At 28.2% G+C, this 7,189-nt stretch carries 9 protein-coding genes; all 9 read left to right on the top strand.

The annotated features are described in order from the left end of the window. Window positions 1–379 precede the first annotated feature (379 nt). The 9 genes from EG57_RS0208425 (at window position 380) to EG57_RS0208385 (ending at window position 7,174) form a co-directional block, all read left to right on the top strand. Window positions 380–739, top strand: coding sequence for a hypothetical protein (locus tag EG57_RS0208425; protein ID WP_242859825.1), 360 nt, complete (start codon window positions 380–382; stop codon window positions 737–739). A 464-nt stretch (window positions 740–1,203) separates the two neighbouring features. Beyond that, window positions 1,204–1,794, top strand: a complete 591-nt coding sequence (locus EG57_RS0208420; protein WP_032076788.1) for a hypothetical protein — start codon at window positions 1,204–1,206, stop codon at window positions 1,792–1,794. A 285-nt stretch (window positions 1,795–2,079) separates the two neighbouring features. Then, window positions 2,080–2,709: an HD domain-containing protein gene (locus tag EG57_RS0208415; RefSeq protein ID WP_032076787.1), complete on the top strand. Its 630-nt coding sequence runs from the start codon at window positions 2,080–2,082 to the stop codon at window positions 2,707–2,709. Between the two features lie 120 nt (window positions 2,710–2,829). Then, the gene (locus EG57_RS0208410; RefSeq protein ID WP_032076786.1) at window positions 2,830–3,195 is read left to right on the top strand and encodes a hypothetical protein; all 366 of its coding nucleotides are present in this window, start codon (window positions 2,830–2,832) and stop codon (window positions 3,193–3,195) included. Window positions 3,196–3,363: 168 nt separating this feature from the next. Then, entirely contained in the window at window positions 3,364–3,657 is a 294-nt protein-coding gene (locus tag EG57_RS0208405) for a GNAT family protein (protein WP_052037790.1), read from the top strand. Window positions 3,658–3,928: 271 nt separating this feature from the next. Further along, window positions 3,929–4,294: an ACT domain-containing protein gene (locus tag EG57_RS0208400; RefSeq protein ID WP_032076802.1), complete on the top strand. Its 366-nt coding sequence runs from the start codon at window positions 3,929–3,931 to the stop codon at window positions 4,292–4,294. A gap of 157 nt (window positions 4,295–4,451) precedes the next feature. Then, window positions 4,452–5,051: a GrpB family protein gene (locus tag EG57_RS0208395; protein WP_029163183.1), complete on the top strand. Its 600-nt coding sequence runs from the start codon at window positions 4,452–4,454 to the stop codon at window positions 5,049–5,051. Between the two features lie 225 nt (window positions 5,052–5,276). After that, on the top strand, window positions 5,277–6,188 hold the full coding sequence (locus EG57_RS0208390) for a helix-turn-helix domain-containing protein (protein WP_032076785.1): 912 nt from the start codon (window positions 5,277–5,279) through the stop codon (window positions 6,186–6,188). A 224-nt stretch (window positions 6,189–6,412) separates the two neighbouring features. Next, complete coding sequence (locus EG57_RS0208385; protein WP_032076784.1) at window positions 6,413–7,174, top strand: 2-oxo acid dehydrogenase subunit E2; 762 nt, start codon at window positions 6,413–6,415, stop codon at window positions 7,172–7,174. Window positions 7,175–7,189: the final 15 nt, after the last annotated feature.

The raw sequence follows: 7,189 nt of genomic DNA, 5'->3' as shown, positions 1-7,189 counted from the left end.
AGCTTCGCATATTGATGTGAAGCTGGTTTTTTTGGGTACGGTATGTGTTCCACCGCTTACTTTAATATTGGTAAAGAAGATGGAAAAAATTTTGATATTTCAAGTAAAATTGAAAATACAGAAGAAGAAAATAGATTACTAGGATAAATAAAGGATTGTCTTAAACAATATGAAAAATTTGAGACATAACTTTTTAAATTAGAAATGTGAACAATGGTCTTTGAAAATTGAATAATGCAGTGTCAAAAATTCTTATGTTTTTTATAAAATTATGAAAATATGTAAATGTTATAGTATAATTTCCATAATGATTAAATCGCAGTTGAAAACAAGTGTGAGATTATTTAATAATAATGCTTTATATTGGAAGATGATATTTATGAAATTTAAATTAATAGCAATAACTGAAATGATTACAACACTTTTATTCATCATTGGTGTACTTGAAATTCTGGCAATGTTTATGAAGATTAGAGTTCCAACAGTGGTACTAACACTAACTATAATTCTTTCAATTGTTGGTAGTATGTCTGAATTTGTGAAAATTCATAAACTGAGAAAATTAGCATATCCTTTAATTATAATTTATTGTTTTATAATAATGCCTGTCATAGGAGAGTATATACATAGTAAAATTCTCAATATTAGTTTTGCTGTATTAAGTTTTATTGTTATTATGATATTTATATATAAGGACTTAATAATAACCAATAAAGAAAATAACTCACTAGCTAAATGAATTTGGTATTGTTTTCATAGCTCATAATATTCTTATATTGACGCAACAACTGAAAAAATGAACAATTTGCAAAACACTGCATTATTCAAAGTTGAATTATGTGGTGTTTTTGCGTCGCATTTCAAATACTATATGAATTAAACATAGTTCTAAATTACTTTACTTGTTTCACCATCTTAGAAAGCAATTCTATCAAATCAGTCATCTCTTTATAATTTAATTTATAAAATTTAATTTTAAAATTACGTATAGTGAAAAAATGTGACGTAAGTACTGAAGAATGAAATATGAACGATGGTCTTTGAAAATGGAATAATGCAGTGTTAAAAATTCTTATGCTTTCTATAGAGTGATGACAATATATAGATATTATGGTATAATTTCTATACTAATTGAATCGCAGTTGTAATTTATTGTTCATCTATAAAATTAAAATAAAAAATGTAAAGAATTAGGAGAAAAATATGAAAAAATTATTAATTGTTGTACTAATACTTGGAACTATTAATTTTACAGGATGTGACCAAAAAAGTGTAGACGATAAGGCAGTAAAAGAAACAACTACAACAACAACAACTACTACTACGGATACTAAAACAAACAATACTAAAACTGATGCAGTTAAATCTGATACAACAGCCACTACAGCTAAAACTGATACAGCTAAAGCAACAACTAGTGATGCCAAACAGTTAGGTTATGTAAAAAAGTTGTATGAAGAAAGTGGAAGTAAGTATATTTCAATACAATATGTACAATGGTTGTCAGGAGAAGAAGCTATTAAGGCTATAATGGAAGATGATAAATGTACAAGAGAAGAAGCACAGTCTAGATATACTAATGATCATTATATAAGATATAAAAACAAAGAAGTAAAAAAAGTAAAAGTTTCAAATAATGCTACTTATAGTATAATTAAAACTGGTGCTGAAGCAACTAAATCAAGCTTTGATGAAGTAAAGAAAGAGCTTGGAGAAACAATACAAGGAATTTTATGTGATGTAACTATAAAAAACAATGAAGTTACAGATTTGAAACAAAAATTTCAACCATAATAAATTATAAAGTTAATTTGTTGGATAATATAGTAACAATCAAACTTTCAATTCTCGAGTTTGATTGTTACTGTTTTTTTAGATTTCAAAGATAAAGTATATCTATTGAGAATTTAAGATGGATACACTTTATTTTTTATTGTAATAAAGTAAAGTTTGATATTTTTATGTATGCTATAATTTACTAAAAAGTAAATAGTAATTTGCAGAGCAACTTAACAGTGATTTAAGTAACTATGGAATAAGGTTACAAGTCAGAAATTACCTTATTACAAGGAGGATAATATGTTTCCAAATAAAGAAATGGCTGAAAAAGAATTAGAAATAGCAGGACAATTAAACCAAGGGCTGTGGACAGAACATTCTATCAATGTAGGATTAGCGGCTCAAATGATTGCAGAAAAATGTAGTAATATTAACCCAGTTAAAGCATATGTGTTAGGACTTCTTCATGATATAGGTAGAAGATATGGAGTAAGTGCTAGAAGACATGGTATAGATGGATATAAATTTATGAAGGAAAAAGGGTGGGATGAAGTGAGTAGAATTTGCTTGACACATTCATTCCCAGTACCTGACTTTGACAAAGAAATAGGGAAAAATGATATGAGTGATGAAGAAAGCGAATTTGTTAGGAAGTATCTTAATGACATAATTTATGATGACTATGATAGACTGTTGATTGTTTGTGATGCACTTGCAGATGCTCAAGGTTTTTGTATGTTAGAAAAGCGGTTTGTTAATACAACAAGACGCTATGGAACATTTCCATTTACTGTGGAGCGTTGGAATGCAACATTTGAAATGAAAGAGTATTTTGAGCAACAAATGAATTGTTCTATATATGATATTCTTCCAAATGTAAAAGAGAGTACATTTATAGATGTGCCGCTATGGAAACTACCAGTGAAATAGACAAATTCCAATTTAAAGTTAAACGTTGTAAATATATTTCATAAAATACTGATATTGTTAAAATTTTGTGAAACATTTCAATTATAACATTGACATATATAAAAATTGAGGTGAAATAATATGGAAAAATATACAATAGAAGAGTTGGACAAAGTCTTACAAGTTATATCCTCAACTATCTTTAATTGTGAAAAAATGCAGCCCAAATTTGCTGAGGGTACATCTCAGCACACACTGCTTAAGAATAGAATAAAAGCTCTATATATTTCAAAAGCATTGGTATCAAATGAAGATATTATGGATAAATATACAAAAGAGGAATTGATAGACTCCCTAAAACCTGTAGCTTCAGTTATCAGTAAATGTGAAAAAGGGCAGGCAAAATTTGAGGAAGGTACTTCCTATTATACTCGTTTTAATAAAATAATAAATGCCATGTATATTTCAAAAGAGTTAATAACAGAGGAAATTAATAAAAGAAGTTAATTTCTTAATTTTTGAAAGATATTGTAGATGAATATATTAGTGGCAGAAGCAAATTCAAATAATCATTGATGAGATAGTAAAGAAATTATAGACATAACTATTTTATATATGTTAAGTGAAACTACAACATATCGTAAATTAATTTATTTCATTAGAGGAGAAAATGTAATGAATAAAAATAATATTTCTATACAAAAGTCCCAAAAAGAAGAATATGATGGCCTACGAAAGGTTTTTTTAAATACAAGACAAGAAAGTTTTAAAAGGCTTGGAGTAGGCAAAGCATTGATAAATGAATCTGTAAAAGCAGTCGGATTACCATTAACATTAAAATGCATAAAGGCAAATGTAAATGCTTTGAATTTTTATTTATCCCAAGGGTGGACAATCGAAGAGGAAGTTACAGAAAATGAACCTTATTGTTTAATGAAATATGAAGGTATAAATGTGTTAGAAAAATAATCATGACAATTAGTTGTATCAAGCCTAAATTTTCTTATTTTATGTAAGAATAAAATAAGAAAAATTTATAGAGACACCACATAATTTTAAGTTAAATTATATGGTGTTTTTGCGTCGCATTTCAAAGATAAAGTGTAGCCATTGAGAATTTAAGATGGATACACTTTATTTTTTAGTGCAATAAAGTAAAGTTTGATATTTGTAAGTATGTTATAATTTAGTAAAAGATAAAATTGTAATATTATAGTAATTTGGAAGGGATGTTAATATGATTGAGATAAAGATAATAAATCAAAATTTTTCAATATGTAAAGTTGAAGATTTATCACAAATAGATTATTCAGATAAATTTTGTTTTATTAGTAAGACAGATGAAGAATTATCATTAGTGTGCAGTACAAAATTAGTACCTGAAAATGCAGTTGAATGTGATAATGGCTGGAAAGGATTCAGGATACAAGGTATATTGGATTTTTCTCTTATTGGGATTTTATCAAAAATAGCTACATTATTAGCGAAAAATAAGATTGGAATATTTACAGTATCAACTTATAATACAGATTATATATTTACTAAAGAAGAAAATTTCGAAAAGGCAATAAAAGTTCTTGAAAATAATGAATATAAAGTAAGCTGATAAGTTTTAAATTTAGATTCTAGTATTATAAATTCCAATTTAAGGCTGAGTATGGTGTAACATCAACAAATGATATTAAAATTTATTTTGCAACCATAATAGTAAATTATTGTGAATGAAACATTCTTTATATTTTCTTGAGTGGAGGTAATTATAGATGGAAAAAGAATTGTCAGAAATGACGCTTGAAGAACTATGGGAGTTGTTTCCTATCATCTTAAAAGAGCATAATACAGATTATAAAGATTGGTATGGAATTGAAAAACAACGACTTTTAAATTGTATTGATAAGAAAAATATTCTGCGTATTAATCACATAGGAAGTACAGCGGTTAAAGGCTTGATTGCTAAGCCAACAGTAGATATTTTATTAGAAATAAATACCGAAACTGATATTGAACAATTAAAAAATATTCTACTACATAATGGTTGGTTATTAATGTCATCTGGAAATAAGCCTTTCATGAAAATGTCATTTAATAAAGGATATACAAAACAAGGATTTGCAGAAAAAGTATATCATTTACATGTTCGCTACTATGGTAATTGGAATGAATTATATTTTAGAGACTACCTTATAGAACATAAAGAAGTTGCTAAGGAATATGAAAAACTAAAGTTGGGGCTGATAGAAAGATATGAGCATGATAGGGATGGTTATACAGATGCTAAATCTGATTTTATTTTGAAATATACACAAAAATCAAAAGAAGAATATGCTGACAAATATAATCCAATAAAATATCTAAAACGGTAATGTCATTACGATTTTTCTTTAAGAAATTAGAACCATAAATCCTAATTTGAGGTTAAGTAGTGTAAATTGGTAATTTATATAGTAAGTTTTGATAGAAATTTAATAGGAGAGCATAAGATGGGTGAAGTATATATTAATCCGCAAGAATTTAAAAATTACTTTTAGCAAAATAGGTCAAGTAAAAGTCCATAAGAATATGTTATGCTCTATTCAAGAGGTGAGAACATGGAAAGTTGGGAAAAGATAAATGCGGTATATCGTATGCAAATTTATATTGAGAATCATATAACCGAATCAATAACTCTTTGTATGCTTGCAAATGCAGCAGGATATTCACCATGGCATTCTACAAGGATTTTCAAGGAATTAACAGGTAAAACACCATTTGAATACATTCGAGCACTTCGTTTATCTAGGGCGGCTGTTAAATTGAGAGATGAGAATGTTAAAATAATTGATGTTGCACTTGATTTTGTATTTGGATCGCACGAAGGTTTTACAAGAGCATTTTCCAAGCAGTTTGCTATGACTCCTCGATACTACTGCAAAAATACTCCTCCGCTGAAACTTTTTATGCCCAGTCATATCCGTGATTATTACCTTATGCTACAAAAAGGAGAGGATAACATGTCTAAAAGTTCTAATGTGAAAACAGTTTTTGTGCAAGTGGTTGACCGTCCTGCAAGAAAGTTAATTTTAAAACGTGGAATTAAAGCTACACATTATTTTGAATATTGTGAGGAAGTAGGGTGTGATGTATGGGGAGTGCTTTCTAGTATCAAAGAAGCCATATATGAACCTATTGGAATGTGGATGCCCGAAAACTTACTCAAATCAGGTACGTCAGTATATACTCAAGGAGTAGAAGTTCCATCCAATTATGCAGGAGAAGTCCCAGAAGGTTTTGATTTAATTGATCTCCAACCTTGTAAGATGATGGTTTTTCAAGGACAGCCTTATGATGATGAAAAGTTTGATGAAGAGATAAAGGAACTATGGGACATTATGAAAAATTACAATCCTGAGCTTTATGGCTTTAGATGGGCAGATGAAGATGGACCAAGATTTCAATTAGCACCTATGGGATACAGAGGATATATTGAAGCAAGACCAGTAAAACAGTTAAATATAAAATAAGTCATATAATTTTTATTAATATTCACAACCATTAAAAATTTAAAGTTAATGCCATAATATTCAGAAATGAGTTTTATGGCATTTTTAGTTTGCAATTCGAAGATAAAGAAATGGATAGCATATATAAGTTTGAATTTATATATATATTGAAAATTATGTATTGTTATTTATTATTGTGAGTATATAATTTTAAGTACAGAAAACAAAAACTAGGAGGTATCAGGATGCAATCAGAAATGACTCAAAGAGATATTATGTTTCGGCACTTTCAAATGCATAAATTTAAAAGTGAAAGTATGGTTCCAACTGTTGCAATGACAGTTAACATCAATACAACTAAGTTGACAGAATTAAAAAGTAGAGTTAATAAAATTAATGGTCATATTTCGCGCATTACAATTACACATATTATAACTAAAGTAGTTGCAGATACACTGGTAAGATACCCAATATTATATAGCTTCTTTGATGGTAAAAACATTATTGAAAACCCTGAAATTGTATTAAACATTCCCGTTGATACTGAAAATCATGTTGAGTATATAGTAATTCATAATCCAGAATTAAAGTCTATAATGGATATATCAATAGACTTTAGAGACGAACTAAAGGATATTCGTAATGGTCATGGTAAATTTATGAGTTTCCTTCAGCAGATGAGTATGGATCAATCTCACTTATCTGTTGATAGTCCCATTGAATTTTTGAGACAACATTATGGTAATTTTGTGATATCAAATTTTGGTTCCCTTAATATTGATAGTGGTTTATTAGCATTGGCTCAACCAATGATCTCTGGATTATGCATAGGTAGTATTACACCAATTGTACGTAGAAAATCAAATCAATGGATTGAAATAATGAATCTTCCCATAACCATATCTTTTGATCATAGGGCCATTGATGGCGCATATGTAGGAAAGTTTTTAAATGAAGTAAAACAATTACTAGAAAATCCAGACAGAATCTTTAATTTTCCAGTATGATTAATGGAGGTAGTC

Source organism: Clostridium drakei (assembly GCF_000633595.2).
GTDB classification, from domain to species: Bacteria; Bacillota; Clostridia; order Clostridiales; family Clostridiaceae; genus Clostridium_AM; species Clostridium_AM drakei.
Note: the sequence above shows the minus strand (reverse complement) of the source record. Positions and strands in the feature narration are given on the sequence as shown.